The organism is Spartobacteria bacterium UBA695 (assembly GCA_002298145.1).
Classification (GTDB): Bacteria; Verrucomicrobiota; Verrucomicrobiia; order Chthoniobacterales; family Chthoniobacteraceae; genus UBA695.
In genome coordinates, this window is the sequence record DBMP01000023.1 from 12,130 (window position 1) to 38,050 (window position 25,921).

At 62.8% G+C, this 25,921-nt stretch carries 24 protein-coding genes; 19 read left to right on the top strand and 5 right to left on the bottom strand.

The annotated features are described in order from the left end of the window. Positions 1-49: 49 nt before the first annotated feature. The gene (locus B2828_RS12560; protein WP_479634097.1) at positions 50-958 is read right to left on the bottom strand and encodes a helix-turn-helix domain-containing protein; all 909 of its coding nucleotides are present in this window, start codon (positions 956-958) and stop codon (positions 50-52) included. Between the two features lie 98 nt (positions 959-1,056). Here B2828_RS12560 and B2828_RS12565 point away from each other — a divergent pair, with 98 nt between their 5' ends. The 7 genes from B2828_RS12565 to B2828_RS12595 all read left to right on the top strand — a co-directional run bounded on the left by B2828_RS12565 (position 1,057) and on the right by B2828_RS12595 (position 9,291). Then, positions 1,057-2,451: an ROK family protein gene (locus B2828_RS12565; RefSeq protein ID WP_479634098.1), complete on the top strand. Its 1,395-nt coding sequence runs from the start codon at positions 1,057-1,059 to the stop codon at positions 2,449-2,451. Further along, complete coding sequence (locus tag B2828_RS12570) at positions 2,448-3,305, top strand: PIG-L deacetylase family protein (protein WP_479634099.1); 858 nt, start codon at positions 2,448-2,450, stop codon at positions 3,303-3,305. The genes B2828_RS12565 and B2828_RS12570 overlap by 4 nt, the downstream gene beginning before the upstream one ends. Positions 3,306-3,332: 27 nt before the next feature. Further along, complete coding sequence (nagB, locus tag B2828_RS12575) at positions 3,333-4,163, top strand: glucosamine-6-phosphate deaminase (protein WP_479634100.1); 831 nt, start codon at positions 3,333-3,335, stop codon at positions 4,161-4,163. Between the two features lie 208 nt (positions 4,164-4,371). After that, complete coding sequence (gene guaA / locus B2828_RS12580) at positions 4,372-5,955, top strand: glutamine-hydrolyzing GMP synthase (RefSeq protein ID WP_479634101.1); 1,584 nt, start codon at positions 4,372-4,374, stop codon at positions 5,953-5,955. 80 nt (positions 5,956-6,035) lie between these two features. Then, positions 6,036-7,805 carry a hybrid sensor histidine kinase/response regulator gene (locus B2828_RS12585; RefSeq protein WP_479634102.1) on the top strand — a complete coding sequence of 590 codons (1,770 nt, stop codon included), beginning with the start codon at positions 6,036-6,038 and terminating at the stop codon, positions 7,803-7,805. 41 nt (positions 7,806-7,846) lie between these two features. Then, positions 7,847-8,626, top strand: coding sequence for a Nif3-like dinuclear metal center hexameric protein (locus B2828_RS12590; RefSeq protein WP_479634103.1), 780 nt, complete (start codon positions 7,847-7,849; stop codon positions 8,624-8,626). 29 nt (positions 8,627-8,655) lie between these two features. Then, positions 8,656-9,291 (top strand): DNA-3-methyladenine glycosylase, encoded by a 636-nt coding sequence (locus B2828_RS12595; protein WP_479634104.1) that lies wholly within the window; start codon positions 8,656-8,658, stop codon positions 9,289-9,291. A gap of 110 nt (positions 9,292-9,401) precedes the next feature. On the opposite strand, the gene glgP is transcribed toward B2828_RS12595, so the two are convergent. From glgP to B2828_RS12615, 4 genes are all read right to left on the bottom strand, one after another. Beyond that, complete coding sequence (glgP, locus tag B2828_RS12600; protein WP_479634105.1) at positions 9,402-11,087, bottom strand: alpha-glucan family phosphorylase; 1,686 nt, start codon at positions 11,085-11,087, stop codon at positions 9,402-9,404. 59 nt (positions 11,088-11,146) lie between these two features. Next, the gene (msrA, locus tag B2828_RS12605; RefSeq protein WP_479634106.1) at positions 11,147-11,998 is read right to left on the bottom strand and encodes a peptide-methionine (S)-S-oxide reductase MsrA; all 852 of its coding nucleotides are present in this window, start codon (positions 11,996-11,998) and stop codon (positions 11,147-11,149) included. A 181-nt stretch (positions 11,999-12,179) separates the two neighbouring features. Next, positions 12,180-13,763 carry an ATP-binding protein gene (locus B2828_RS12610; RefSeq protein WP_479634107.1) on the bottom strand — a complete coding sequence of 528 codons (1,584 nt, stop codon included), beginning with the start codon at positions 13,761-13,763 and terminating at the stop codon, positions 12,180-12,182. After that, positions 13,753-14,511, bottom strand: a complete 759-nt coding sequence (locus tag B2828_RS12615) for a response regulator transcription factor (RefSeq protein WP_479634108.1) — start codon at positions 14,509-14,511, stop codon at positions 13,753-13,755. Before B2828_RS12615 ends, B2828_RS12610 begins: the two co-directional genes overlap by 11 nt. 160 nt (positions 14,512-14,671) lie before the next feature. Between B2828_RS12615 and B2828_RS12620 the strand changes: the two genes are divergently transcribed. The 12 genes from B2828_RS12620 to B2828_RS12675 are packed head-to-tail and all read left to right on the top strand — an operon-like array spanning position 14,672 to position 25,910. Continuing rightward, on the top strand, positions 14,672-15,379 hold the full coding sequence (locus B2828_RS12620) for a hypothetical protein (RefSeq protein ID WP_479634109.1): 708 nt from the start codon (positions 14,672-14,674) through the stop codon (positions 15,377-15,379). A gap of 35 nt (positions 15,380-15,414) precedes the next feature. Further along, positions 15,415-17,106 (top strand): GspE/PulE family protein, encoded by a 1,692-nt coding sequence (locus tag B2828_RS12625; RefSeq protein WP_479634110.1) that lies wholly within the window; start codon positions 15,415-15,417, stop codon positions 17,104-17,106. 5 nt (positions 17,107-17,111) lie between these two features. Next, a complete protein-coding gene (locus B2828_RS12630; RefSeq protein WP_479634111.1) occupies positions 17,112-18,371 on the top strand; it encodes a type II secretion system F family protein in 1,260 nt (419 codons plus the stop codon). 6 nt (positions 18,372-18,377) lie between these two features. After that, positions 18,378-18,806: a type II secretion system major pseudopilin GspG gene (gspG, locus tag B2828_RS12635; RefSeq protein ID WP_479634112.1), complete on the top strand. Its 429-nt coding sequence runs from the start codon at positions 18,378-18,380 to the stop codon at positions 18,804-18,806. After that, positions 18,790-19,278 (top strand): GspH/FimT family pseudopilin, encoded by a 489-nt coding sequence (locus B2828_RS12640; protein ID WP_479634113.1) that lies wholly within the window; start codon positions 18,790-18,792, stop codon positions 19,276-19,278. The genes gspG and B2828_RS12640 overlap by 17 nt, the downstream gene beginning before the upstream one ends. Position 19,279: 1 nt before the next feature. Next, on the top strand, positions 19,280-19,732 hold the full coding sequence (locus B2828_RS12645) for a type IV pilus modification PilV family protein (protein ID WP_479634114.1): 453 nt from the start codon (positions 19,280-19,282) through the stop codon (positions 19,730-19,732). Beyond that, entirely contained in the window at positions 19,729-20,475 is a 747-nt protein-coding gene (locus B2828_RS12650; protein ID WP_479634115.1) for a type II secretion system protein GspJ, read from the top strand. Before B2828_RS12645 ends, B2828_RS12650 begins: the two co-directional genes overlap by 4 nt. Before the next feature lie 4 nt (positions 20,476-20,479). Next, positions 20,480-21,871 carry a helix-hairpin-helix domain-containing protein gene (locus B2828_RS12655; RefSeq protein ID WP_479634116.1) on the top strand — a complete coding sequence of 464 codons (1,392 nt, stop codon included), beginning with the start codon at positions 20,480-20,482 and terminating at the stop codon, positions 21,869-21,871. Beyond that, positions 21,868-23,238 carry a hypothetical protein gene (locus B2828_RS12660; RefSeq protein ID WP_479634117.1) on the top strand — a complete coding sequence of 457 codons (1,371 nt, stop codon included), beginning with the start codon at positions 21,868-21,870 and terminating at the stop codon, positions 23,236-23,238. Before B2828_RS12655 ends, B2828_RS12660 begins: the two co-directional genes overlap by 4 nt. After that, the gene (locus B2828_RS12665) at positions 23,231-23,782 is read left to right on the top strand and encodes a hypothetical protein (RefSeq protein WP_479634118.1); all 552 of its coding nucleotides are present in this window, start codon (positions 23,231-23,233) and stop codon (positions 23,780-23,782) included. Before B2828_RS12660 ends, B2828_RS12665 begins: the two co-directional genes overlap by 8 nt. Next, the gene (locus B2828_RS12670; RefSeq protein ID WP_479634119.1) at positions 23,779-24,387 is read left to right on the top strand and encodes a hypothetical protein; all 609 of its coding nucleotides are present in this window, start codon (positions 23,779-23,781) and stop codon (positions 24,385-24,387) included. Before B2828_RS12665 ends, B2828_RS12670 begins: the two co-directional genes overlap by 4 nt. Beyond that, positions 24,384-25,910: a secretin N-terminal domain-containing protein gene (locus B2828_RS12675; protein ID WP_479634120.1), complete on the top strand. Its 1,527-nt coding sequence runs from the start codon at positions 24,384-24,386 to the stop codon at positions 25,908-25,910. Before B2828_RS12670 ends, B2828_RS12675 begins: the two co-directional genes overlap by 4 nt. Positions 25,911-25,921: the final 11 nt, after the last annotated feature.

The following is a 25,921-nucleotide window of genomic DNA, read 5'->3' on the forward strand; positions in this document are numbered from 1 at the left end:
GCGATATTTTTCCACCTGCGGCGCACAAAGCGCCATTTAAAGCGCAAGGCTACTTCGCAAACGTGCCCCCCGGATGGTTATTTGGTGAATACACCCCCTGGCGGTAGTCCCTGGGAGAAACACCGCGTTCCGTTTTGAAAGTCCGGCTGAATGAATAGACCGATTCAAAACCACACTTTTCGCCCACTTCACCAACGGTAAGCCCCGTAGTATGCAGCAGATTGCAAGCCTGCTGGATGCGCAGATGGCGAATATGCCGTCCAATGCTATAACCGGTGGCCGCGCGGAAACGCCCTCTGAGGTGGCTTTCGGATTGCCCGATAGCGCAAGCCAATTCCTTGAGGCCAAAAGGTCGGTCCAGCCGTGCGAGAATGTAACGATTCACGCGCGTCAAAAGATTCGCATCGGCTCCCACGGAGCTGGCCGTGAACCTCTTTCGGCTGGAACCTATCTTGCTAAGGCGTCCCAACAAAAGCCCGAGATGCAGAGGAAGCAACTCCTGCCGTTCCTTCTCAAGCCAGCACTGGATCAACTCCCCCAGTAAAACAATCTCCGTCGGGCCAAGAGTGCGCGAGGGCGATGAGCGCAGCGGCGCAATGGCCTCGAGAGCGAAACTTTCAAACGTAATAAAGACCCAGCAAATATCATCTGGGCACACCTCCATATAGGAGTGAAATTGGAATGGGAAAATGAGTTGGGCCTGTCCCTCCTGGATCATAAAGCTCTCGGCATCCAGGCAAATCCGCCCTGAACCGTGGAGGGCGATCAAGAGAACACAGCGGTGATGCTGCGTACGCTGACGGGGCGAAGGTTTCAGCAACTCGGCCACTCCCTGGCGAGCAAAACAGAGGATATTTCCAGGCAATGGGCCCATCGGCGCTGCCACGCCCTCCAGGTAATTCACAGGGGTTGCAATCTTTGCGGCGAGTTGCCGAATGCTCATCAGCTCAGACTTCATTGTCGAAAATGTTAACAATACAATCGGAATCCCTATTTTTTAGCTAAACCGACTCTGGCACAGTGCAAGGCATTGGTTCAACCCTGTTTTTGCACTTTATGGACATCTCTCCCAAACACCGGCCCGTGCTCGATCCGGGCTTCTTACCGGCAATTCTCTGGAATCGCGCCTACCGAATGTGCGTGGAGTCCCATCCTGCCGCAGAGCCCCTTCGAATTGCCCTGGAGCGAGGTGACGGCACCCGCTCTGTTTATAATACGAAAGTGCTGCCTAACACCGGCTCCAATAGCGCGCTGAACCGGAAGTATGTGGAGCGGCTGCTCAAATTTCTGCTCTGGCAACGGGGGGGCTACCGAGTAACAATCGGAGGCAATCCCGCACTGGCCGCCATGATGAGGGATATCTATCGTCCCGGGGGTACGCGGGCGTTCGATTGCGAGTTCATGGGCGAAAAAGTCTATGGCCGCCCGATGATCGTCGAAAATTGCGCATACGACGCCCTGCCGCAACCCCGCGAAAGCTCAATCCCACTGGGGCGCAACCTGGACGGCTGCCGGATCGGATTTGACCTCGGCGGCAGCGACCGGAAATGCGCGGCGCTCATCGATGGAAAAGTGGTCTTCTCCGAAGAGGTGGCGTGGGACCCGTATTTTGAGAGTAATCCCCAATACCATTTCAATGGCATCCACGACAGCCTCCAACGGGCCGCCGCCCACCTCCCGCGCGTCGATGCCATTGGCGGAAGCTCGGCGGGCGTCTACGTGAATAACGAAGTCCGCGTGGCCTCGCTTTTCCGGGGCGTTTCAAAGGAAAATTTCGAACAGCGCGTTCGGGGCATTTTTTCCGACCTAAAGAAACAGTGGAAGGACATCCCTTTTGAAGTGGTAAACGATGGCGAAGTCACCGCGTTGGCGGGGTCCCTTTCCATGGGCGACAACGCCGTTTTGGGCATCTCGATGGGCACCAGTCTTGCCAGCGGCTATGTGGATCCCCAGGGCCACATCCTACCCTGGTTGAATGAACTAGCGTTCGCGCCCATCGACTACCGCGATGATGCCCCGGTGGATGAATGGTCTGGAGACATCGGCTGCGGCGTCCAGTATTTCTCCCAGCAAGCCGTGGCGCGGCTCATTCCTCATGCCGGCATCAGCGTCTCCGCCGGAACACCGCTCGCTCAACAACTCTTGGAAGTTCAAAAGCTAATGAAAGCGGGAGACCAACGCGCCCGTAATATTTACGAAACCATCGGAGTCTACTTCGGCTACGCCGTGGCGCATTACGCAGAATTCTACGAAGTGCGCAACCTCCTCATCCTGGGGCGCGTCACCTCGGGAGAAGGCGGCGAAGTCATCCTTGAAAAAGCCGCTGCCGTCTTGCGGGATGAATTTCCCGACCTGGCCCAATGCCTCCAATTACGAACGCCCAACGAGCAGGATAAACGGCACGGCCAAGCCATCGCAGCAGCCAGCCTGCCCAAGCTACCCACCTTATGAAACTCAACAACCCCGAAGCCCGCATCTTTATTCCAGACGCCACCGTCACCGACGAAGCGCTCCGGCGCATCACCCACCTGGGAATCGGCGCGCATCAGGACGACCTGGAATTCATGGCCATCCACGGCATCCTCACCTGTTATCATAACGAGAAAGAATGGTTTGGAGGCATTACATGCACCAACGGCGCGGGAAGTTCCCGCATTGGGCCCTACGCGCAGTTTACCGATGAACAGATGCAAGCAGTGCGGCGCACAGAACAGGAAGCCGCTGCCACAATAGGGCATTACAGCGCCATGGTTCAGCTCGACTACCCAAGCTGTGCCGTCAAAAGCCCTAACGATCCCTCGCTAAAGGACGACCTGAAGCGACTCCTGCAAGTAACTCACCCCCGCGTCGTCTATACCCACAACCTTGCTGACAAACACGACACCCATCTCGGCGTCGCCATCGCGGCCCTGGAAGCGATGCGGGAATTGCCCGCCGACCAACGCCCGGAGGCCGTCTACGGCTGCGAAATCTGGCGCTCCCTCGATTGGATGCCAGACGAAGACAAGGTAGTCCAGGATGTCAGCGCCCATGAGAACCTCGCCGCCGCGCTCAACGGCGTCTTCGATTCGCAGATCGCCGGAGGCAAGCGCTATGACCTCGCAACCTTGGGGCGGCGGCGCGCCAATGCCACATTCTTCGCCTCTCATGACACCGACCGCTCGCAAATGCTCACCTTCGCCATGGACCTCACCCCGCTCGTGGCAGATCCATCGCTAAACATCGTGGATTTCGTCACCGTCTACATCCAGAAATTGGAAGCCCAAGTGCGGTCCGCGCTCACAAAACGGCTAGGCATCAGCTAGCCCCCCACCCTTTCAAACCTACTACTTATGGAAATCATCATCCAACCGGATCTCCACAGCGGAACGGAACTCGGAGCGCGCATCATGGAAGCGCTGATCCGCACCAAGCCCAACGCCGTTCTCGGCCTAGCCACAGGCAGCACGCCCGTGGCGCTCTACTGCGAACTAATCCGCATGCACCGCGAGGAAGGCCTCGACTTCAGCCAACTCACCACATTCAACCTCGATGAATACGTCGGCCTCTCAGCAAAGCATCCGGCCTCCTATCACCGCTTCATGCAGGAGAATTTGCTCAGCCATGTAAACATCCGCCATGATCGCATCCATATTCCCGACGGCATGACGGAGGACATCCCAACATTTTGCAGAGATTACGAAGCCGCCATCGTCAAAGCCGGTGGTATAGACCTCCAACTGCTCGGAATCGGGCATGACGGGCATATCGGATTCAACGAACCCAGCTCCTCGCTCGGTTCACGCACCCGCATCAAGACACTCACCGAAAACACCGTAGCGGCAAACCAGCGTTTCTTTTCGTCCGAGGAAAAGGTACCACTACATGTGATCACCATGGGGGTTGGCACCATCATGGAAGCGCGCACCTGCCTGCTCCTGGCCTTTGGGAAAGGAAAAGCGGAAGCGGTCGCCGCGATGGCCGAAGGCCCCATCACCGCCATGTGCCCCGCGTCGATATTGCAAATGCATCCGCACGCCATTCTCATCGTCGACGAAGCCGCAGCCAGCCAGCTCAAGCGAGCTGACTACTATCGCCACGTCTACGCCAATAAGCCGCCATTCCAGCACCGAGAAATGCAAAAACCAAATTTCATCGCAAGTCACTCAGAATTAACACAATGAGAGATCAGAAAACTCGATAATTTCGTTCTAAATACAGGCAGCTCAACCTCCTTGCGTTTTCTCATTGGCCTGCCCCCGGCGGCAGCTTGGATAACAGTCCTCCTCCGTTTCGCCTTCGCAACCGCGGATTCTTTGCGCCACACAGGCCAAAAAAACTCCCAATCCGCCGCTTGCGCTCCCGCCCGTCATGCGGCAATATCGACCGCTTATGTCCGAGCCCGCCAACGTTTCCAAGATCGTCATCCTCGACTTTGGGTCCCAATACACCCAGGTCATCGCCCGGCGCATTCGCGAATGCCAGGTCTATTCGCAAATCCTCAAGTACAACACCCCGGCCACTGAAATCGCCAAAATCGGCGCGCGCGGCGTCATCCTTTCCGGCGGTCCCAGCAGCGTTTACTCTGAAAACGCTCCCCAGATCGACCCGGCGGTGTTCGAGTTGGGCGTGCCGGTCCTCGGCATCTGTTATGGCCTCCAGCTCATGGGCTTCCACCTGGGCGGCAAAGTCGAGCACTCCCAGCGGCGCGAATACGGCGCGGGCCAGGTTTTCATCACCGACGAGGGGGGGAAGCGCATCGCATGCGACCTCTTTGACGGTCTCCCCGAGAGCATCGACGTCTGGAACAGCCACGGCGACAAATTGACCAAGCTCCCCGCGGGCTTTCGCGCCGTGGGTCATACGAATAACTCCCCCTTCGCGGTCATCGAGAACCCCACCAAGCGCTTCTACGGCCTGCAATTCCACCCCGAAGTGGCCCACACCCCGCGCGGCAAGGAACTCATCGAGAATTTCGTCTACAAAATCTGCGGCTGCAAGATGGACTGGACCATGGGCTCCTTCATCGACCAGACCTGCGAGGAAATCCGCCAGAAGGTGGGCACCGATCACGTCGTGCTCGGCTTGAGCGGCGGCGTCGACTCCTCCGTGGCGGCCGCTCTGCTGCACAAAGCCATCGGGCCGCAGCTCACCTGCGTATTCGTCAACAACGGCCTGCTGCGCGCCAACGAAGCCGAAGCCGTCCAGAAGCTCTACGGCGAGAATTTCCAGATCAACCTGAAATACGTCGACGCCACCGAGCGTTTCCTGACCAAACTGGCGGGCGTCACCGATCCCGAGACCAAGCGCAAGATCATCGGCGGCGAATTCATCCGTGTTTTTGAGAGCGCCGTACGCGAGCTGACCACCTCGGGCCAGAACTTCAAATACCTCGCCCAGGGGACCCTCTACCCGGACGTCATCGAGAGCGTTTCCATTTCCGGCAACCCGGCCGCGCTCATCAAGAGCCACCACAACGTCGGCGGCCTCCCGCCCGACCTCAAGTTTTCCCTCATCGAACCGCTACGCCAGCTCTTCAAAGACGAAGTGCGCCAGGTGGGCCTCCAGCTCGGCCTGCCGAAGGAAGTCGTCTACCGCCAGCCCTTCCCGGGGCCGGGCCTCGCCGTGCGCATCGTGGGCGAGATCACGCCCGAGCGCCTGCGCATCCTGCGCGACGCCGACTCCATCGTGGTCAGCGAAATGAAAGCCAGCGACTGGTACTACAAAGTCTGGCAGTCCTTCGCCGTACTACTGCCCGTGCGTTCCGTGGGCGTCATGGGCGACGAACGCACCTACGAGCACACCATCGCGCTGCGCATCGTAGAGAGCCAGGACGGCATGACCGCCGACTGGGTGCGCCTCCCCTACGAAGTACTCGGCAAGATCTCCTCCCGCATCATCAACGAGGTCAAGGGGGTCAACCGCGTTTGCTACGACATTTCGAGCAAACCGCCGAGCACCATCGAATGGGAATAACCCCCCATCCGAATTACGCACTCCCATTTTTAAAGGGAAATTAACCATTTCCCTGTTATCTTGTGGACGCCATGGGATCAATGAGCAAAAAAATCTGGCGCATTGTCCTCAGCTACGTTCTCGTAGCTGGCCTGTGGGTTTTTTTCTCTGACCGGCTCGTCATCCACCCCGGGGTCTCCCCGGAGTTCGCGGCGCACTGGTCCTTGATCAAGGGTCTGGCATTCGTGGTCATCACGGGGCTGCTGCTCCACGTCCTCATCCACCGGCTGACCGCCCAGATCTGGAACACCGCCCAGGGCTGGGAAAACAGCGAGCGGAAGTTCCGGACGCTCCTCGAACGCATCCGGGACGGCATCCTCGCCGTCGACGTGCAGACCATGCGAGTGTTCCTCAGCAACCAGGCGTTCTCTGAAATGCTCCAATACGCCCCCGAAGAACTGACGGGAATGGAAGTCACCCGGATGCATCCCGCAGAGCTCCACCCGATGCTCATCGAACGCTTCCAGCGGATGCGCCAGAGCATCATCCCTCCCCGGAGAGTCCTCCCGATGCTTCGCAAGGACGGCTCCATGTTTTACGTCGAAGTCACCACCGCGCTCATCACACTGGAAGGCCGCCAGTATACGATCAGCGTTTTCCGCGACATGACCGAACGGCTCAAGGCCCAGGAGACCCTCCAGCACGCCAAGGAGGAAGCAGAGAAAGCGCGCGAGGATGCCGAAAAGGCCCGTGAAGAAGCGGAAACAGCCAGCCTCGCCAAGGATCAATTCATCTCCATCATCAGCCACGAACTGCGCACCCCGCTCACCCCCGCCCTGGCCATGGTCACGGCCTTGAAGGAAACCGTGGCCGACCAGAGCCGGGAGGACCTGGAAATCATCCGGCGCAACCTGGAGCTGGAGTCAATGCTGATCGACGACCTCCTGGACATTACCCGCATAACCAACGGGAAAGTCGATCTGCGCCTGGAACGCACCGATCTCCACGCGGCCATCCACCACGCCGTGGGCATCTGCAAAACCTCCATCGAAGCCAAAGGGCTCCGCTACACGCTCCAGTTGGAGGCAGCCAATCCCTACGTCTGGGGCGACCCGCCCCGGCTCCAGCAAGTCTTCTGGAGCCTACTCAATAACGCAGTAAAATTCACCCCCGAAGGCGGCTCGATCACGATCCACAGCTTCAACAAAGGCCCCACCGTGCGGGTGGAGGTAACGGATACCGGCATCGGCTTCGAACCCCGAGAACTGCCCCGGCTCTTTCTGCCCTTCGAACAGGGCGAACAAAGCAAAATCCGCCGTTTCGGCGGCCTCGGTCTGGGGCTCAGCATCGCCCGCACGATCACACAGCTTCACAAGGGGACCCTCTCCGGAGCAAGCGACGGGAAGGACCAGGGGAGCACCTTCACGCTCGAACTGCCGACCACAGAGCCCCTCGAACACCTGGAAGTACCCGGCTCCGGCAGCGACGAACCGCTCTCCGCGCGCATTCTGCTGGTGGACGACCATGCCGACACGCTGCAAATCCTAGCCCGCCTCCTGCGCCGCTGGGGCTACCAGGTCACCTCGGCCAACACAGTACAGACAGCGCTGCGCCTGGCCAGCAAAGCCCACTTCGACGTCCTGATCAGCGACCTGGCGCTGCCCGACGGCAACGGCTGCGACATCATGCGGGAGGTAAAGGCCCGCTACGGGGTGCGGGGCATCGCGCTCAGCGGATTCGGCTCCGATGCCGATCGCGAGATGAGCCGCGAGGCCGGGTTCGAGGAGCATTTCGTCAAGCCGATCAGCTTTCCGCCAATGCGCGCCGCCCTGGAGCGCATCGCCGCAGCGGCCCAAAAGGGCAAAGCGTGACCTTTTCCCCCGGTCGCAAACGTGATTCAATGGCCCCCGCCATGCCTAAAACCAGCCCACGCACGGAAGTCTCCCTCGCCCCGGTGGTTCGCCATCTCGAAACCCTGCTCAACCACGAGAACGTGGCCGATTTTTCCAACGCCTTCAACGGCCTCCAGGTGGAAAACCGCGGTGCAATCCACAAGATTGGCGCGGCCGTGGATGGCTGCGAGGCAACGCTGGCCGAGGCGGCGCGGCGCGGGATCGATTTCCTGCTCGTCCACCACGGCCTCCTCTGGCAGGGGGCGCAGAAAATCGAGGGGCCCGTTTACCGTAAATTGAAGCTGGCCTTCGACGCCGATCTCGCCGTGTTCAGCTCGCACCTACCGCTGGATCTCCACCCCCGGCTAGGCAATAACGCGCTCCTCTTCCAGGCGCTCGGCTTCCGGAAGCCAGAGCCGTTTTTCCTGGAAAAAGGGAGCCATATCGGCCTGAAAACAAAGCTGGCGCTGGACCGCGAGACCCTGGCCGCGCGGCTGGAAAAAGCAGTGGGTGCTCCGGTAAAGCTGATCCCCGGCGGCCCGGCCAAGACAGCTCGGATCGGGATCGTATCCGGCGGCGCGGGCGGCGAACTTTTCAAAGCGGCGGCCGAGGGAGTCGATACATTCATCACCGGCGAGGCGCCCCACTGGGCCTACCCGGCGGCGGAGGAGCTGGGCCTGAACCTCTACGTGGCCGGGCATTACGCTACGGAGACCTTCGGCGTAAAAGCCCTGGCGGCCTACGTTTCCAAGCGTTACCGGCTCCCCTGGGAATTCATCGACCACCCGACCGGGCTCTAAAGCCACGCAGCCCTTGCCTCCCCTCTCCCGTGCTCACGCTCGAACGCTCCTTTTTTGAACGCGACCCACTGACGGTTTCCCGGGAGCTGATCGGCTGCGAACTCGTCGCCGGGGATTGCGCAGGGATCATCGTGGAAACGGAGGCCTACCTGGCGGAGGGGGACGAGGCGTGCCACACGTTTTTCCGGCCCAGCACGCGGGAGTTCATGGCTGGGCACGCCCCGGGCGCGGCGTATATATACCTTAATTACGGAATGTACTGGCTCCTCAACGCGCTCATCAAGGGCGGCCCGGGCGGCGACGGCTTCACGCTGATCCGGGCGGTGGAGCCGCTGCACGGAATCGAGCTGATGCAGGAGCGGCGCCACCGAAGCGCACTCCATGAACTCTGCTCCGGGCCAGGGAAGCTAACCCAGGCCTTTGGCATCGGCGGGGCCGACCACGGGAGCAATCTCTGCGAGGGGCCGATCACCTTTCGTAAACGCCTGGAGCCCCCGGAGATCGTGGCCTGTGCGCGGATAGGGATCAGCCGCGCAGCGCATTTCCCCTGGCGTTTTTTGCTGAAAGGGAGCCCGTTTGTCAGCGTGGGGCCGGGGAAGGAAAAGGCCGCGAAAAAGCGCGCGGAGGATAGCCGCAAAAAGCCACAAAAACAGAAGAACTTCTGAACAAAGAGTAAATTTCACGCAAAGGCGCAAAGACGCAAAGAAGAGACGCACCTGTTTTCTTTGCGACTTTGCGCCTTTGCGTGAGAAATGGCTTTTGCCTGTAATTCGTATTACTCGAAATACGCCTTCAGCACATATTGCTGAAGCATCCGGTGGGTGTTGAAGAACGAGCCATTGAGCGCAATGCAGTGGCGCATGACGTCCACATAGCGGTCACGGTCATCGTAGTAGAGCGGCAGGATCGTCTGCTCCAGCTGCGCATAGAGCGAAGCCGCGTCGTCCGGCTCCCGGCTTTTCCTCACCCCCGGCAACGAGCCAATGGCCCAACCGGTAATCCCCTCAATCCAGCCCTCGATCCACCAGCCGTCGAGCACGCTCAGGCTTGGCACGCCGTTGAGCGCGGCTTTCATCCCGCTGGTACCCGAGGCCTCCATCGGCGGCTCCGGAGTATTGAGCCAGAGATCGACCCCCGAGACCATCATCCGAGCGATGTCCATGTCGTAATGCGCCAGGAAGGCCACCGTGACCCGCCCCCGGAGCTGCTCGGCGAATTGGAAAATTTGGTGGATCGTCTCCTTACCCTCCTGGTCATTCGGGTGAGCCTTACCGGCAAAAATAATCTGGAGGCGACCAGAGCCGATCCGGGCCAGGCGCTCCAGATCGGAGAAAAGCAACCCGGGGCGCTTGTAGGCCGTCACGCGGCGGGCAAAGCCGAGGGTGAACGTGTCGGTGTCCATTCCGGCATTCGTCTCGCGGTTAACCATCCGCAGAAGCTGGCGCTTGGCCTCGTCATGCGCTTCCCAGATCTGCTCGCGGGGAATGCTCAGGGCGTAGCGCAGGCTGTAGTTATCGAGCCGCCAGCCGGGGATCGTCCGGTCGTAGAGCGCCGCGAGCGACTCGGCGGCCCACGTCCCGCCGTGGACGCCGTTGGTGATGGCGTCGATGGTATAGTTGGCGAACATCTGCCGGGCCACCACGCCGTGGCTTTTGGCAACGCCGTTGACGTAATGGCTCAGGTTGAGCGCCAGGTGGGTCATGTTCAGCATCCCCTCGGCGCAGAAGAGGTCCTGCATATCGCGCACCTCGCGGCGGTCGAGCACGCGGTCCACGAGGCTCATTTCGAACTTATCGTGCCCAGCGGGAACGGGCGTGTGAGTGGTAAAAACGCACTGGAGCTTTACCTCGTCCACATCCTCCCGCGTGAAGGTCTCGCGCCCGGCCCGGCGCGCCGCCTCATCGAGCAATTCAATGCCCAGAAACGCGGCATGCCCTTCGTTCATGTGGTAGCGGGCCACTCGCTTGTACCCCAGGGCTCGCAGCATCCGCACCCCGCCGATGCCGAGCACCACCTCCTGGCAAAGCCGGTAATGGGCATCGCCGCCGTAGAGAGTGCCCGTCAAAGAGCGGTCCCAGTCGCTGTTTTCCGGCAGATCCGTGTCGAGAAAGTAGACCAGCACCAGGAAGCCGCCCGAGCCGGTGATTTCCGCCACCCAAGCGCGGATTTGCACAGCCCGCCCCTCCACCTGGACCACCGCCCGGGCGGGCAGCTCCATGAGGAAATCCGCAGGCACCCAGGCCACGGGCTCCTCGGTCTGCCAGCCCTGCGCGTCCAGGCGCTGGTAAAAATAGCCCTTCCGGTGAAGCAGCGTGACACCGACGAGCGGAACCTTCAAATCCGCCGCCGCCTTCACCGTATCCCCGGCGAGAATGCCCAGGCCGCCGCTGTAGGTGGGCATCCTCGGCTCCAGCCCGATCTCCATGGAAAAATAGGCGATGACGGGCCGGGATTTGTTCATACCGTCCCGTTTATCGCGGGAGGGACGGGAAACGGTTGCCCTCTGGGGCGCTCAGCGATTCACCTGCGCGGCAGCCCACAGGCGGCGCTCTTATAATGCTGGTGGTAATCCTCGGCCGGGTAAAACACCTCCGCCGTGGTAATCGCCGTCACGATGGGGCGCATTCCGGGCCGTTCTTGCGCCGCCTTGGAAGCCTCGGCCTCCTTCCGCTGCTCCGGCGAGTGGGTAAAGATCTCCGAGCGGTAATTATCGCCCAAGTCTGGCCCCTGCCCGCCCACCTGGCGCGGATCGTGGATTTTCCAGAATAAATCGAGGAGCTCTTTATACGAAACCTTGGCGCGGTCGAACTCCACCTCCACGGCCTCGGCATGCCCAGTCGTGTGCATACAGACTTGCTCGTAAGAGGGGTCCTTCACATGCCCCCCGGTGTATCCGGCGGCGGTTTGGAGCACGCCGGGCGTGGCGTCAAAGGCCGCCTGAACGCCCCAGAAACACCCGGCGGCGAACGTCGCTTTCTCCACCTGGCGCAGATCAAGGGCCACGCCGTTCATGCAGTAGCGCAGCCCCGTCGGAGGCGGTCCATCGGGAAAAACGTGCCCGAGGTGGGAGTCGCACCGGGCGCAGACCACTTCTTCGCGGATCATCCCGTGGCTCGTGTCGCGCGCAATCCGCACGCGGTCGCCCCCCATCGCCGCGGTGAAGCTCGGCCAGCCGGTACCGGAGTCAAACTTGCTCCCGGACTCGAACAACGGCAGCCCGCACGCCGCGCAAACAAACGTCCCCTTCCCGTGCGGGTTCCAGCACTGGGCGGAAAACGGTCTCTCCGTTCCCCGCTCCCGCATGACCTCATACTGATGCGGCGTGAGCCGTTTGCGCCACTCGGCATCGCTTAAAGTGATTTTCTCAATCATACCATGGCCTCGGTTATGGGTTGTACGATACTCGCCCTGCGCCGCTCTGCAAACCGACGGCAGCAAATCCAGCCCCGCCAGGAGAAGCCCCAGGGCTAACAACACTAAAAACATCAGGAGAAGCCGACTGGTTTTCATACGACGGCGAGGGATTGAGCGCAATCTCCCACAACTCCGCCGCTTAGCAAGCTGAGTCTTCTTCCGCAGGGAGTCGGATTTCCACCTCCAGCCCATGCGGAGAGCGGTTCCGGGCCACAACGGTGCCTTTGCAAGAATCCACGCAGGTCTTGACGATCGTCAGCCCCAAGCCCACGCCCCCGGTTTCCCTCGTGCGCGAACGATCCAGCCGGTAAAAGGCATCGAACAGCCGGGGAAGCTCCTCCTCCGGCACACCAGGGCCACTGTCTCGCACCCGGATCGCCACTTCGTCACCCGTGCGCTCCGCGTCCACCTCGATCGGGCCGCCGCCACCATACCGGACGGCATTGCGGATCAGGTTGGAGACCGCCCGGACGATAAATTCCCGGTCGGCCAGCACCGTAAGCTCTTCAGGAACCGCCCCCAGACGAATCTCCACCTTATCCGCCACCTCGCGGGCCGCCGCCTCGTCAATCGCCGACTTCACCGCCACAGGCACCAACCGGACGGCCGCCCCCCCGAACGAAGCCCGGGAAAAAGCGAGCAGTTCATTGACCAGCGCGGCAATCTGCTCCGCCTTCTCGCTGGCCCGCCGGACGTAGTCATCCTTCTCCTCGCGTTGCTCCATGATGCCGAGCACCATCTGGAGCCGGGCCAGCGGAGAGCAAAGCTCGTGCGCGATGTCCCCCAGGAAACGCTTCTGCCCCATGACAAAACCGTTGAGCCGCCCGGCCATCTGGTTGATCGAGTCCCCCAGCGAACCGAGTTCATCCCCGCGCCGCGCCGCCACGCGCACATCGAAGCGCCCCTCGGCAATCTGCCGGGTCGTGTGGGTCATCTGCCGAATGGACCGGGTAATGCCGTGCAGCAGCGGCAGCCAGAAGATCACCGAAAAAACAACCGTACCCGTCACCAGCCAGATCCACGGCACCGGGTCGAGGATAAGCCCCCCCATGCTAAAGGTCTCTGCCTCGGCCACGAGCACCACGCGCATCGGAGCGCCCAGGCGCGGGTTATCAAGCCGGGTGCGGTGGAGCAGCCAGTAGCGCGCCGGGTTCTTGGTCCGTAAAAACGCGCGGGAAGCTCCCGACATCGCCGCAAACGGATGGGCGGTTGGCCCCGAAGTCGCCTCCGGTTGCCCTGAGGAGGTGGGGGCGCCCTTTTTTCCTTCTGTTTTGCGCTCTCCCTTTTTCTGGGCTCGACGCTCGGCCGCAGACGGCGTGGGCGTCGGCTTGGGAGGCTGCGGGAAGGCCAGCAGGCGCTCGCGCACCGGGCCGGGAAGCTCTTTCACCCGGCCCAGGAGGTAGTCGCCGTTGGGGTCAAAAATGGAAATCCGCACCCCGTAGGCATCGCTGAAGCGATCCAGCACCTCGGACCAGTATTCCGGCACCGTGTTGTCAAGTTCCCCCACGATAAGCGTCCGCAGCGACTCAACGCGCTGCCTGGCGCTACTGGCAAAGACCCAGTCCAGGTTGATATGGTACTGGGTGGCAAAGATCAGGCAGAAAACCGCCGCCAGCAGCGTCAGGTTCAGGAAGAACCAGACGAGAATCTGCGCAGCGATCGGAATCCGCCAAAAGAGGCCACCTTTGGGGTTCGCGTCAGCCGGTTTCGTTTCACTCCGCATTGGGGTCGATGAGCATATAGCCAATGGCGCGCACCGTCTTGATGAAGCGGGGCGCTTTTGGGTCATCGCCGAGCTTGCGCCGCAGCGACCAGATGTGGACGTCAATCGAGCGGTCCATGCCGTCGTAAAGGCGCTCGCCGATCTCCTCAATGAGCCGTTCGCGGGTTTTCACGCGGCCCCGCGCCCGGGCCAGGCTGAAAAGCAGATCGAACTCCAGCGCCGTGAGCTTAAGCGGCACCCCGTCAAGCTCCGCGGTGCGCGACGCGGGCCGGATGCACAGCGGCCCCGCCACCCACTCGGATTCCGGCTCCTGAGTCCCCTCGGCGGAAGCCCCCGCCTTTACCCCCCGGCGACGCGTCACCGCCCGCAGCCGGGCCAGCAGCTCTCGGGAAGAGAACGTCTTGGGCAGGTAATCGTCGGCCCCCATTTCCAGACCCACAATCCGGTCAGTCTCCTCGCCCCGGGCCGTCAGCATCAGCACCAGAACATCCGACCGGGAGCGGATCGCCCGGAGCACCTCGAAGCCGTCGATGCCCGGCAGCATCACATCCAAAATGATCGCGTGGAACTCCTCGGAAAGCGCTCGGTCGGCCCCGGCCCGACCATCGTGTTCTGCCACGACGCCATAACGCAGCGGCTGGAGGTAGTCGGCGATGAGAGCGCACAGCTCCCGGTCATCGTCGATGATCAGAATCTTCTGATCATTACCCGGCGGCGTTGACTTTGGAGAGGGTTCGGAGGAAATCATCACGCTGCCCTAACTCCATAAACCCCTCGATTTGAAGATGCGAGCCCGGATTTCTTTCTTAACCATCTCTTAACAAATAAACTGGCAGCTCGAAATTCTATCTTAACAATGCCAGCCTAGATTTACGACACATCGGATCAGGAACCCTTTTTCTCACCCCATGAATATCCCCCGCTTTACTCCGCTGGCCGCCGCCCTCGTGACGGCAACGCTCGGCCTGGCACCCGTAGGTGCCCAGGACGGCCCCCCGCCGGACGACCTACAGCCGCAGCCCCAGTTCGAAAACCCGGGCTTGCCCGCCGCCCCCGGGGGGAGCAGTTCCACCACCTCCACCACCTCCGGCTCCAGCCAATTCGGCACCGCGTTGCAGAACCCGCCCCCTCCACCCGGCGGTCCTCGGGGTCCGGGCGGCCCCGGTGGCCCTGGAGGCCCCGACAGCGCGGCCTTCCGCCAGCGCATGAACGAACGCCTCAAAACGGCGCTCAAAGCGAGCGACGAGGAATGGGCCGTCATCCAGCCGCTGCTGGAAAAAGTGATGGAAAAACAGCGGGAAGTGATGATGAGCCGCATGGGCGGGCTTTTCGGCGGCGATCGCCGCGGAGGAGGCAACCGCCCCGGAGGTCCCGAGCAAAATAACGCCACCAACACCAACCGTCCTCCCCGCGTGAACCAGCCGGAGATCGAGGCCCTTAAGAACGCGCTTCAAAACGACAGCACCCCGAACGACCAAATCAAGGCCAAGCTGGAGGCCGTCCGCGCCGCGCGCAAGAAAGCGACCGCCGAACTGGAAGCCGCCAGCGAAGACCTGCGCAAGGTGCTCAGCCTACGGCAGGAAGCGCTCCTCGTCATGATGGGCATCCTGCAATAGCCGCGCCCGGTTCCGTATCCCAAGTCCCCCTTTTGATGTCCGAACCTCTTACGACCGCCAATGAACCCGGCCTCTATGCGAAAATGGTGGAGAGCCGACAGCTTTCCCCCGCCGACGCAGCAGCCCTCGCCCGCCTGGACCCCGCCTGCCGCCCCCAGACCGAGGCGGAGGCCCTGCAATGGCTCGCCCGCGAATACGGCCTAAGCTTCACCGCGCTGGATAACGCCGAGCCCGCCCGCGACCTCTCCTCCCGCTTCCCTGCCCGCGTCCTGCTTAAGGAGGAACTCCTCCCGCTACGGGAAGTGGACGGCCGCATCGAGGTGGCCCTCAGCCGCCTTTTCGCCGAGCCGGGGCTCGACGGCCTCAAGCCATTCACCACCCAAGAGCTCGTCCCCGTACTAGCCCCCGGCGAGGCCGTGGCCCGGGAGATTAAAAAACATCTGGGCGTCGGCGCCGATACGCTCAACCAACTGGAGCAGGAAGAAGGCTTCCAGCTCGTAGCCGACAACGCCGCCGAGGAAACCGACCTGGAGAAAGCCGCCGAAGACGCCTCCATCATCCGGTTCGTCAACCAGATCCTGAGCGACGCCGTCTCCCTGCGCAGCTCGGACATCCACGTCGAGCCCTTCGAGCACGAACTGCGCATCCGCTACCGCATCGACGGCATGTTGCAGGAAGTGCCGGTACCTCCGCAGATCAAGCGCTTCCAGCCCGCAATCGTCTCGCGCATCAAGATTTTGAGCAACCTCGACATCGCCGAAAAGCGCGTGCCGCAGGACGGGCGCATCAAAATCCGGATCAAGAACCAGGAAATCGACATCCGCGTATCCGTCATCCCAATGCTGCACGGCGAAGCCGTGGTCATGCGCCTCCTGCGCCAGAACGCGGGCATCATCAACCTGGAGAGCCTCGGCATGGCCCCACGCGAACAAGGGATCTTTCAGCGCATCTTGCGGATGCCCCACGGCATCGCGCTCGTCACCGGGCCCACCGGGTCCGGCAAAAGCACGACGCTCTACGCCGCGCTGACAGAAATCAACGACGCCGAACGCAAAATCATCACGATCGAGGACCCGGTGGAATACCAGATCAAGGGGGTCAACCAGATTCAGGTCGTCGAGAAAGCAGGGATGACCTTCGCCCGCGGCCTGCGGGCCATTCTGCGCCACGACCCGGATGTCGTGCTCATCGGGGAAATCCGCGATCACGAGACCGCGCAAATCGCCGTCCAGGCCTCGCTCACCGGCCACATGGTTTTCTCCACCCTCCACACCAACGACGCCCCCGGCGCGCTGACGCGCCTCGTGGACATGGGCGTGGAGCCGTATCTGGTCGCCTCCTCTCTTGAAGCCGTCATGGCCCAGCGCCTCGTGCGCGTGCTCTGCCCCGCGTGCAAAGAAGTGGACGACTCCAAGCGCACCCAGGCGCTCAAGGACCGCGTGGAGGCGCTCCGGGATGCAACAATCTACCGCGCCGTCGGCTGCAAAGCCTGTCGTAATACCGGGTATGCGGGCCGCCAGGCGCTCTTCGAACTGATGACGATGAGCGGCCCCCTGCGCCAGGCACTGCTCAAGGGCGGCTCCAGCCTGGAGATAACGGAAATCGCCCGGCGCGAGGGGATGAGGACGCTACTGGAAGACGGCTGGCGGCTCGTCTGCGCGGGCGCGACCAGTCCGGCGGAAGTGCTGCGGGTCTCCAAAGACGACGACGTGTTCGCAGAAGATTAGCCGCCATGCCAACCTTCGAATACAAAGCGCTGAAGCCGGGAGGCTCCTCCACGAGCGGCCAGATCGAGGCGGGCGGCCGCGGCGAGGCAATCCGGCTCATCGAGGAGCAGGGCCTCACGCCGCTGAAACTCGCCGAGGTACAAAAAGCCGCCGGAGCCAACGGCAGCAACGGCAAGGCGCAAGCAGCCGCCGCGCCCACGGGGGCTAAATGGCACTTCCGCGCGAAGCACGTCTCCTTTGAGGCGCTGGAGGATTTCACCCGCTCCCTCTCCAGCCTGCTGGCCGCCGCCGTACCGCTCAGCCGGGCGCTGACGATTCTCTACAAAGAAGCCAGCAACGCCGCCGCCGCCGCAAAATGGCAAGAACTGCACGAACGAGTCATCGACGGTGTATCGCTCGCCGACGCCATGAGCCGTTCGCCCGAAGTCTTCCCGCGCGTCTACGTTGCCATGGTCGAATCCGGCGAAACCGGCGGCTTCCTCGACGTCGTCCTTGCGCAGATCGCCGATTTCCAGGCGCGTGAAAAAGAGCTGCGGGCCAAAGTCTTCTCAGCGCTAATGTACCCGGCCGTTCTCCTGACCCTGGCCCTGGGCGTAGTCATCTTTTTGATGATCTTTTTCATCCCGCGCTTCCAGACCCTCTTTGCCGGGTTCAACGCCGCACTGCCCGCCATCACGCGCGCCATCATCGGCGCCAGCCATGCGATTCGATCCTACGGCGTATTCATGGCCATCGGCGTTGCGCTCGTCATTTACGCCATCGCCAAGTGGTTTAAAAACGACGCGAACCGGCGCAAATGGGAGAACGTTCTTTTCCGCCTCCCCCTGGCCGGGCCGCTGGCCGCCAAGATCGCCATGACGCGCTTTTGCCGGATGCTCGGCACGCTGCTCTCCGCCGGGGTACCTCTCATGAACGGCCTCAACGTCGCCCGGCGCTCACTCGGTTACCAGACCCTCATCGACTTGATCGCCGACTCCACCGAGCGCGTCTCCAAGGGCGAGCAGCTCGCCTCGGCGCTGGGCGATTGCCGCGCGCTCTTCCCAGGGTCCACGCTGGAGATGATCTCCGTGGCTGAGGAAAGCGGGCGGCTCGACAAAGAGCTCCTGCGCATCGCCGCCGTCACCGAGATCACGCTCGACCGGCAGCTCAAGAACGCCGTTTCCCTGGCCGAGCCGCTCATGCTCTTCATGATCGCCGGGTTCATCGGCGTCATCTTCGTCGGCATGGTCATCCCCATCTTTACGCTTCAAGACTATATCAAATAACACTCTATGAATAAACCGATCCAATCCCCCCAAAACAGCGCCTTTACCTTGGTCGAGATGCTGCTCGTGCTGGTCATCCTGGCCACCCTGGCGGCCATCGTTTACCCGAAGCTCGCCGGACGCACGCAACAGGCGCAGCTTACGGCGGCCAAGTCGCAGATTGCCAGCATTTCGCTCGCGCTCAACGCCTATGAGGTTGACAACGGGTATTATCCCAAGTCCCTCGACGCGCTCATCAACCAACCCGCCGACGCCAACAACTGGCACGGGCCGTACCTCGAAAAAGCCGTTCCGCTCGACCCGTGGAACAACAACTACCTTTACGAATACCCGGGCAAACACACCCAAAACGGCTTTGACCTAATGTCAGCCGGACCGGACGGCCGCACGGGCACCGACGACGACATCAACAACTGGGATGCCAACAAGCGGTAACAGAAAGAACGCGTTCACGTTAATCGAGCTGGTTCTCGTACTGGCTTTATTGGCGACGATCCTCGCGGTATCCGCCCCCTCCCTCTCCCGCTCCTTCCACGGGCGGAACCTCGACGGGCAGGCGGCGCTGGTCCTTGCCGCCATCGAGTACGCCCGCAGCGAAGCCATTTCCCAAGGCATCCCCATGACGGTCTGGATCGACACCAACACCGAGACCTTCGGCGTGCAAGCCTCCAGCGGCTACGACGGCATCGCAGCCCGCGAGAAAGCCTGGACGCTCCACCCGGAAGTCCGTTTCGACTCCACGCCGATCAACAACGACGGCAACGGCCACTCGCTAGCGGCCACCTTCCAACCCGAGGGAACCCTCGACGCCACGAGCGTGGATGAAATCCGCCTCGCCCACAAATCCGGCGAACGCATCACCGTGGCGCAAACCGACGACGGCGACGGCTACGAGATTGTGAAATAAGATGCGCTCGTCCCACCACGCCTTCACGTTTGTCGAAATCCTGGCCGCCATGATTTTTCTGGCGATCCTGATTCCGGCCATCATGCAGGGGCTCACCATTTCCACCCGCGCCGGGCTCTACGCGGAACGCGGGGCCATCGCGGCGGAACTGGCGCAAAACAAGCTCGCCGAACTAAGCCTCGATGATGCCTGGATGACCTCGGATATGAGCGGCAATTTCGGCGGCGACTGGCCCGGGATGCGCTGGGAAGCCGAGCACTCCACCTGGGACATGGACACGATGGAGCTCCTCACCGTGCGCGCCTACTACACCGTGCAGGGCCGCGAGGATAAAGTGGAGCTGAGCACGCTAGTCAGCTCCGGATCGACCTCGACGACCTCCACCACGGGCTCGGCGTCGTCCACCACCTCCTCGTCGTCCAAACCTAAAACCTCCGGGAGCAGCAGGAAATGAACCGCCGCGCTTTCACCCTGATCGAGATCCTGCTCGCCACATTCGCGGCAGCGATCCTGCTGCTGGGCCTCTACGGCATTTTCCAGCGGGCGATCAAAACCCGCGACAGCGCGACCGAGCGGATCCGGGAGTCGCGCCTTCGCGAACGGGCCATCGCCGTCATGCGCAACGACCTTTTCAGCACCTACATCTCCGGCGGCGTGCTCGCCTGCACGCTCGAAGGCGGGGCCAGCAACCAGAAGTCCCATTTCGGCGGCTACCTGCGCTTCACCGCCACCACCGGCCAGGACGACAACGACGACCAGGGCTACGGCGACGTGCAGCAGATCGAGTATTACATTTCCGGCAACGGCGGCAGCGCCAACAACGGCCCGCTCGTGCGAGTGCTCACGCGTGACCTCCTCGGCTCGGGCACCGAAAACCCCGAGGAAATCCCCGTGCTGCAACGCGTGGAGAAATTCGAGGTCGCCTTCTGGGACGGCAATAGCTGGCAGGACACCTGCCAGCTAAGCGGCACCACCAACTCCTCCTCCAATTCGCTAACCGGCACCTCGCTCACCGCCGCCACGTCCGGCAGCACCTCCATCAGCGGCACCTCCTCCCTGCCCCGGGCCGTCCGCGTGCGCATCCTTCAGTCCCCGGCCTCCGACCGCGTCCCCCTGCCGCCGCCCATCGAGATCTTCGTCCCGTTGACCACCGAGCCGTTCACCACCGCCACCACGTCCACCACCAGCGGAACCTAGCCCGATGCCCCCCCTTTCTCCAACTCCATCGCAGCGCGCCCGGGGCTCCGTGCTCATCGTGGTGATGATCGTCTGCATCGGGCTGGTGAGCCTGACCCTGGTCTTCGCCAACTCCATGGCCCTGGCTTATCGCGGCGAGGATAACAACCTCGCGGGACGCCAGGCCGAGGCGGCCATTGAAGGCGGGGCGCGCTACGCCGCTTACCTCTTCTCCCAGGTCAACCGCGAGGGCGGCCTTCCTGACCCGAACGACTTCCAGAGCGACACCCTTCCCGTGGGCGAGGCCAACTTCTGGTTCATCGGCGTCTCGTCCGGCTCGGCCTCGCAGAGCACCTCCGATCAGCCGGTGTTTGGCTTCGTCGACGAGGCCTCCAAGCTCAACCTCAACACCGCCTCGGCCACCGTCCTGCAAGGGCTCCCCGGCATGACGTCGGACCTCGCACAAGCCATCGTCACCTGGCGCTCCTCCACCTCCGGCAGCTCGACTTCCGGCACCTCCTCATCCTCGTCCGTCCTCCTGCGCAACAGCCCCAACAAATACGCGCCATTTGAATCGGTGGAGGAAATCGCGCTCCTCGTCAGCGGCTCCGGCAGCCAGGACCTCATCTACAGCGCCGACTACAACGCCAACCACGTGCTCGACGGCGCGGAACGCAACCAGGCCGCCTCGTCCTCCATGTCCAACGCGTTTTCCTCCGGCAGCACAGCCACCCCGGCCTTCGACAACGGGCTCAACCCAGGTATTATCGAGTACACTACCGTATTCAGCCGGGAGCCGAACACCCTCAGCGACGGCACCACCGAGCGCGTCAACGTCACCAGGACCACCGGAACGGCGCTCAGCACGTTCCTCACCTCCAATCTCGGCACCGCGCGCTCAAGCGAAATCATCGCCAAGCTCCAGGCCTCGGGCACCGTCAACAGCGTGCTCGGCTTCTACCTACGCGGCGGCCTCACGGAGACCGAGTTCGAGTCCCTCGCCCCAAAGCTCACCGCCAAAACGGGCACCTACGTCAAAGGCCTCGTCAACCCCTACACAGCCCCGGCCGCCGTCCTCGCCTGCCTGCCAGGGATCGGCTCGGCCAAGGCCGAACTGCTCGTCACCACCCGCGCCCAGCAGACCATCGAGCCCGCGAGCCTCGCCTGGGTGGTCCCGGTCCTCGGCCAGAGCGACGCGCTCAAAGTCGGGCCCTACCTCACAGCCAACAGCTACCAAATCAGCGTCGACGTCGCCGCCGTCGGGCGCAATGGCCGGGGCTACCGCCGGACGCGTTTTGTGATCGACAAAAGCACCGGCACGGCGCGCATTGTCTACCGCCGCAATTTGACCCCGCTCGGATGGGCGCTCGGAAGCGACGTTCGCCAGCAACTTGTCCTGCAACAACCAACCCGATGACGTTCGACTTTAGCAAAATCCACCTTCGACCCGCCTCGATCCTGGCGCTCACGCTCCGGGCCGACTCGCTCTCGGCCCGCTGCGTACGCGGAGCCTCGGGCGAACCTTCTGCCGAACCCGTGCGGATCGCCGTGGGGGCCGACGCGGTGCTTGCCGATCCGGCCAAAGCGGGAGCCGCACTCGCCGCCGCGCTGGAAGCCGCGGGCATCAAAGAACGCCGCTGCGCCCTCGCGCTGCCTCCCTCGTGGGTTCTCTCCACTTCCGCCGACCTCCCCGAAGTCAGCCCGGAGGACCTGCGCGGCTACTTCGAGCTGCGGGCCGAGCGCGAATTCTCCATTCCTGATCTCGTCCTCGCCCACGACACCTACCACGTCGGCACGCCCCGCGCCACGCTGGCCGCGCTGCCGCCGAAACGGATGGAAGCCGTAAGCGCCTTCCTCGCCGCCGCCGGTTGCCGGACCCTCTCGATATCGCTCGACCTCCCCTGCGCACTCGATCATCCGGAGCCGACCCTACACCTCATTCCCGGCAAAAACCGCGTGGAACTCTCCGTGACCTGTGGCGGCGGCACAGCGGCCATCCGCACCATCTCCGCCGAGCCCGCCACGCTCGCTAGGGAATTGCGGATCACCCTCGGGCGGCTGCCGGAAACCGTTCGCTCGCAGCTCAAGCGCGCGCGAATCTACGGAGCCCCGGACGAATCCCTCACCGCGCTGCTGGAAAAGCTCGGGATCACCCCCTCCGAGGAGGGCTGCGAGAGCCAGGCCGCCCCGGGAGCCGCTCGCCTGCTCCTCAATGAAACGCCCGTCCCGTTCGAATTCTTCACGCCGGAAGCCAACCGCTGGAAGGAAACCTTCGAGCGCTTCAACACCCTGCGGGGCCGCCGGGCTATCGCCAGCGCCGCCGCCGTCGTCTTTCTGCCGATCCTGGCCTTCAGCTTTCGCTCGCACCAGGAGGCCAGCCTGAACCGCGAGTGGGCCACGCTGAAGCCGTCGGTGGCGGAGCTCGACACCATCCAGCAAAAGATCCGCCAGTTCCGCCCTTGGTTCGAGCCCGCACCGCAGAAGCTCGACGCCCTGCGCAGCGTCATCGCCGCCTTCCCCGAGCGCGGCGACCTCTGGACGCGCTCCGTACAGATCAGCCCGTATATTGAAAAGAGCGACGGAGGAGGAGGCCGCAGCGCGCCGAGTTCCACCGCCTCGCTGGTCACCATCAACGGCTTCGCGCAGAACAACGCCTCGCTCATGAGCCTGCAAGGCACGCTCAGCAAACAAGCGGGCGTCAGCGCCCTCCAGGTCAAGCAACTGCGCGGCAACAACCCGAGCCAATTCTCGCTAACATTCAAATGGGAGACGCACCATGACTGACGAACAACGCCGCCTCTTTTTCCTTAAAATCGGCGTAGCCATCGCCCTGGGCCTTTTCGTTCTCGACCGGTTCGTAATCCAGCCGACCGTGAAGAGCTGGAAGGAGCAGACCGAGCGCATCGCCACGCTCAAGCAGCAGGTCTCCCAAGGCCGCCAGCTCAAAGCGCGCGAGGCCGCTCTGCGCGAACGCTGGGCCGCCATGCGCCGCGGCAACCTGCCCGCCGAGGTCTCCGCCGCCGAGTACGCCGCCCTCAAAGCCGTCGACCGCTGCAAGCTGCAAAGCCAAATCACCCTCACCAACCTCACCCAGACCTGGCAGCTCCGCGACACCGAAGGCTACGATACCCTGGAATACCGCCTCTCGGCCACCGGCAGCCAGGCCGCGCTGGGCCAGTTCCTCTACGAACTCGAAACCGATACCACCGTGCCGGTGAACGTCGAGGAATGCGAACTGGCCACCCGCGACGCCCGCGGAGCGCAGCTCGCCCTCACCGCCCGCATCACCTTCCTGCGGCTCAAAGACCAAACCTCCAAAATCCCATGAGCCCGACCCCGTCCCTCCTCATTTGCGCCGCCGCGTGGACCGCTCTTTGCGCCCCGCTCGCGGCCGTTGCCGCCCCTCCCGGCCGGACGTTCGAGAGCGCCTACGCCTTGCTGAAAACGCGCAACATCTTCGACCCCGAGCGCCAGCCCGGAGCCGCCGCGCCAGCCCAGGCCGCGCTTCCCGTGACGCAGGGCGACTTCGCCGCGCTCACCGGCATCCTCGTTACGGATGAAAAAGTGCTCGCCTTCTTCTCCGGCTCGCGTGCGGAATTCAACGCCGTGCTGGGGCCGCAGGGCGTCATCGCCGGAGCCACCATCACGCGCATCACGCCCCACTTCATCGAAATCCTGCGCGATGGGAAAACCATCCCCGTCGCCGTCGGCCAGACCGTTCCGCTCAGCGCCAACGCAGTCCCCGCCCCCATGCCCTCGGTAGACGCCGCCGCCGCTCCCTCAGCACCCATCCCCCCTTCCGCCAGCCCCTCCTCCCAACCCGTCACCAATATCTCCGCCCCCGCGAGCGCCGCCCCGTCCAGCCCAGGCGGCGTGGACCGCGAAGCCATCATGCGCCGCATGATGCAGAAACGCCAACAGGACCTCAAATGAACACAACACCTCTCCTTTCAGTCGCCCTCGGCTTGCTCCTGCCCCTGGCCGCCGTCGCCCAGGAAGCGCCCGCGCCCACGGAAGCCGCCCCGGCCCCCTCGCCGACGCCCGCCGAGACCGTCGCCCCCACAACCCCTATAGCTCTGCCCGCCGCCCCCAGAGCCTCCTCGGGAACCGCCTCCGCCATCAAAGTCGGCAAAGGCGAGCTGATGCTTAATTTCCAAAACGCCTCGCTCGCCGACGTACTCAACTACCTGAGCGAAGCCGCCGGGTTCATCGTCGTACAGGACACCGCCATCGCGGGCACCGTCAACGTAGTCAGCAAACAGCCCGTCTCGATCGAAGACTCCGTCGATCTCCTCAACTCCGTCTTGATCGACAAAGGCTATGCCGCGATCCGCAACGGGCGCATCCTGAAAATCGTCCCCCGCTCCGGCGCGCAAAAAATGGACATTCCCGTCCAGAGCGGCAGCGACCCCACGCAGATCCCCCGCAAGGACGGCATGGTCACGCAGATCCTCCCGGTACGGTACGTCGAGGCCGCCAAGCTCGTGGAAAACCTGCGCCCCCTGCTCTCCCCGGACGCCACCCTGAGCGCCAACGAAGCCAGCAACGCGCTGCTCCTGGCCGACACCCAAACCAACGTCCACCGCATGGCCGAGATCATCCACGCGCTCGACAACTCCGTCTCCAGCATATCGGCCATCCGCGTCTACACCCTGCAATACGCCGACTCCAAATCGCTGGCTAACGTCCTCACCCAGCTCTTCGCCACCGACCAGACCTCCTCCGGCGGCAACAACCGCGGCAACAACCAAAACAACCGCCCCACCCCTCCGTGGATGGCCAACGCCGCCGCCACCGCCAAGACGCAGAGCGCCGCGCAGCAGGCCGCCACCCGCATCATCGCCGTCTCCGATGACCAGAGCAATTCTGTCATCGTCAGCGCCCCGGACGCCGCCCTCCCGACCATCTCCGACATCATCACCCGCATCGACCAGAACATCTCCGATATTACCGATACCCGCATCTTCCGCCTCACCCACGCGGATGCCATGGAGCTGGCCAACGAATTCAACGCCCTCTACAACGACACCACCTCCTCGACCACGACAGGGGGCGCAAATGGCTCGAACAACCGCCGACCGGGCCAGCAGGTCATGCAAGTAAGCGCTGGCAACAATGCAACCGGCAACAAAAGCGACCGCTCCGTCCTGCTCAACAAAGTCGTAGCCGTGGCCGATCCGCGCACTAATTCCCTCATCGTTTCCGCCTCCAAAGACGCCATGCCGCAGCTGGCACTGACCGTCGAACGGCTCGACGCGGGCGAGGATAAAAAACAGCAGGTCTACGTTCACCGCCTTGAAAACGCCGACCCGAACAACGTCGCCGCCATCCTACGCGGCATGTTCTCCAGCCAGAACTCTTCGAGCAGCACCTCCGCTCAGCCCACCTCCGGCAGGCTCAACCAGCGCACCAGCGACGGCGCCTCCACCAACATCACCAACCTCCTCAACAACTAGGCCAGCCTCCT